Here is a 1888-nt window from a genome sequence, read left to right on the forward strand (position 1 = left end):
CTCGCCGCTGCGCGCGGGCGTGAGCCTCGCGGTGCTCGCCGGCCTGGCGGGCGCGGTGTTCCTGCCGCTCGACCGCAGCCTCGCGGTGCCGGCGCTGCTCACCCACGAGCGCCTGCAGTACGTCGGCGCGCCCTTCGCCGGGCGAATCGTGCACGCGCCGCCGGCGGCCGGGCAGCCGGTCGTGGCCGGACAGGTCCTGCTGGTCGTCGAGAACCTCGAACGCAACCACGAGCAGGCGCGCATCGAGCTCGAGCTGCGCCGCAACCGCGCCGAGCAGCAGGCGCTCGACACCCGCGGCAGCGAGGGCGGCTACCGGCGCTGGCTGGAAGAGGACGAGCGCCGCCTGCTCGCCGCGCGCGAACGCGCCGCCTCGCGCCTCGCCCAGCTCGTCGTCACCGCCAGCGCGCCGGGCGAGGTCGTCGAGCGTGCCGCCGACTTCCAGCCCGGCGACACCGTGGCCGCCGACCAGGTGCTCGCCACCGTGCGCCAGTCCGCGCGCCTGCGCGTGCACGCCTACGTGCAGGATCGCGCGGGTGCGCGCCTCGATGCGCGCGCGGTCGTCACCGCCCGCCTGCACGCCTGGGACCGCGACCTGCCGATGCTCGAGGTGCCGGTCGTCGACGCCCGCCTCACCCCGCTCGACCGCCTGGCCGCGCACGCCCTGTACGATCGCTACGGCGGACCGATGGTGGCGGTGGCGGAGCGGCCGGGGCAGGGCGCCTCGCCGCCTGCCGTGGCGTCGGGGCTCGCCGGTCCGCCGCTGCGTCCGCGCGACGCGCACCAGGACTTCAGCTTCAGCGTCGACCTGCCCGCGCTCGCTGCCCGCATCCCCGAGGCCGCGCCGGCCTGGGTCGAGCTGCGGCTCGAGCCGGTGTCGCTCGCGCGGCGCTTCCTCGACTTCACCGTCCGTGAGCTCTCCAGATGATCACCCCCTTCCTCTATCTAGCCTCCGCGCTGCTCGCCGCGCTGCTCTTCTGCCAGACCTCGTTCGCCGCCTTGCCCGCAGAGGTGCCGGTGGCGATCGAGTCGCGCCAGCAGGTCGTGCTGTCGATGGGGCGCGCCGGCATGCTGGTCGAGCTCGGCCCCGACGTCGGCGCCGAGCTGCGCCAGGGCGCGCTCGTCGCCCGCCTCGACACCCGCGAGCTCGAGCTCCAGATCGAGCGCAACAACGTCCAGATCGCCTACCTCGGCAAGCTCGCCAAGACCACCGCCGGACTGGTCGGCCAGGGCCTCAAGACGCCGGACGAGCTCGCCCGCACGCGCAGCGAGCAGGGCGTGCTCGAAGCCGAGAACCGCATCCTGCGGCGACAGATCGAGACCGCGCGCCTGGTGGCGCCCTTCTCCGGCTCGGTGGTCGAGCGCCCGGCGCGCCGCCACCAGTGGGTCGAGGCCGGCATGCCGATCGCCGAGCTGGTCGACAACACCCAGCTGCGCGCGGTGGGCGACGTGCCGGCGGAGGCCGCCGCGGCGCTGAAGCCCGGCGCGCCGGCGCGGCTGATGCTGCCCGACCTGGGGCGCGAGCTGGCGGTCCAGGTGGAGGCGGTGTCGCGCAAGGTCGAGGTGCGCAGCAACACCGTGCGCGTCATCTGGTCCCTGCCCAGGCCGAGCGCCGGCATCGTGCATGGCATGAAGGGGGTCGTGCTGCCGTGAGGGACGCGCAGCGCGAGGCCGGGGAGTTCCTCCTCGGCCGCCTGGTGCGCCTGTGCGGCGCACTCGCCGCCACCGCTGACCCCGAGCAGGCCGGGCAGCTGCTGGCTAACCGTATCGGCGAGGTGCTGGCCTGCGACCGCGCCGTGCTGGTGTCGCTGGCGCCGCCGCGGCCGCGCCACGTGAGCGACGGCATCGCGGCCGGCGAGCGCACCGCGCTGGCCGACGCGATCGGCCTCGC

Annotated in this window: 3 protein-coding genes; all 3 read left to right on the plus strand. The window is 75.7% G+C overall.

Annotated features, from left to right (window positions below; all coding sequences use genetic code 11):
• Positions 1-925 (plus strand): efflux RND transporter periplasmic adaptor subunit (locus C667_RS22580; RefSeq protein WP_004387195.1); only part of this gene is annotated, 925 nt, incomplete at its 5' end.
• Entirely contained in the window at positions 922-1650 is a 729-nt protein-coding gene (locus tag C667_RS22585) for an efflux RND transporter periplasmic adaptor subunit (RefSeq protein ID WP_004387197.1), read from the plus strand. The genes C667_RS22580 and C667_RS22585, both read left to right, overlap by 4 nt.
• Positions 1647-1888 (plus strand): hypothetical protein (locus C667_RS22590; protein WP_004387199.1); only part of this gene is annotated, 242 nt, incomplete at its 3' end. The genes C667_RS22585 and C667_RS22590, both read left to right, overlap by 4 nt.

It is taken from the genome of Thauera phenylacetica B4P, from assembly GCF_000310225.1.
Lineage (GTDB): Bacteria > Pseudomonadota > Gammaproteobacteria > Burkholderiales > Rhodocyclaceae > Thauera > Thauera phenylacetica.

Coding starts and splice junctions, on each gene's coding strand:
- C667_RS22585 (WP_004387197.1), top strand. CDS start 922: ATGATCACCCCCTTCCTCTATCTAGCCTCCGCGCTGCTCGCCGCGCTG.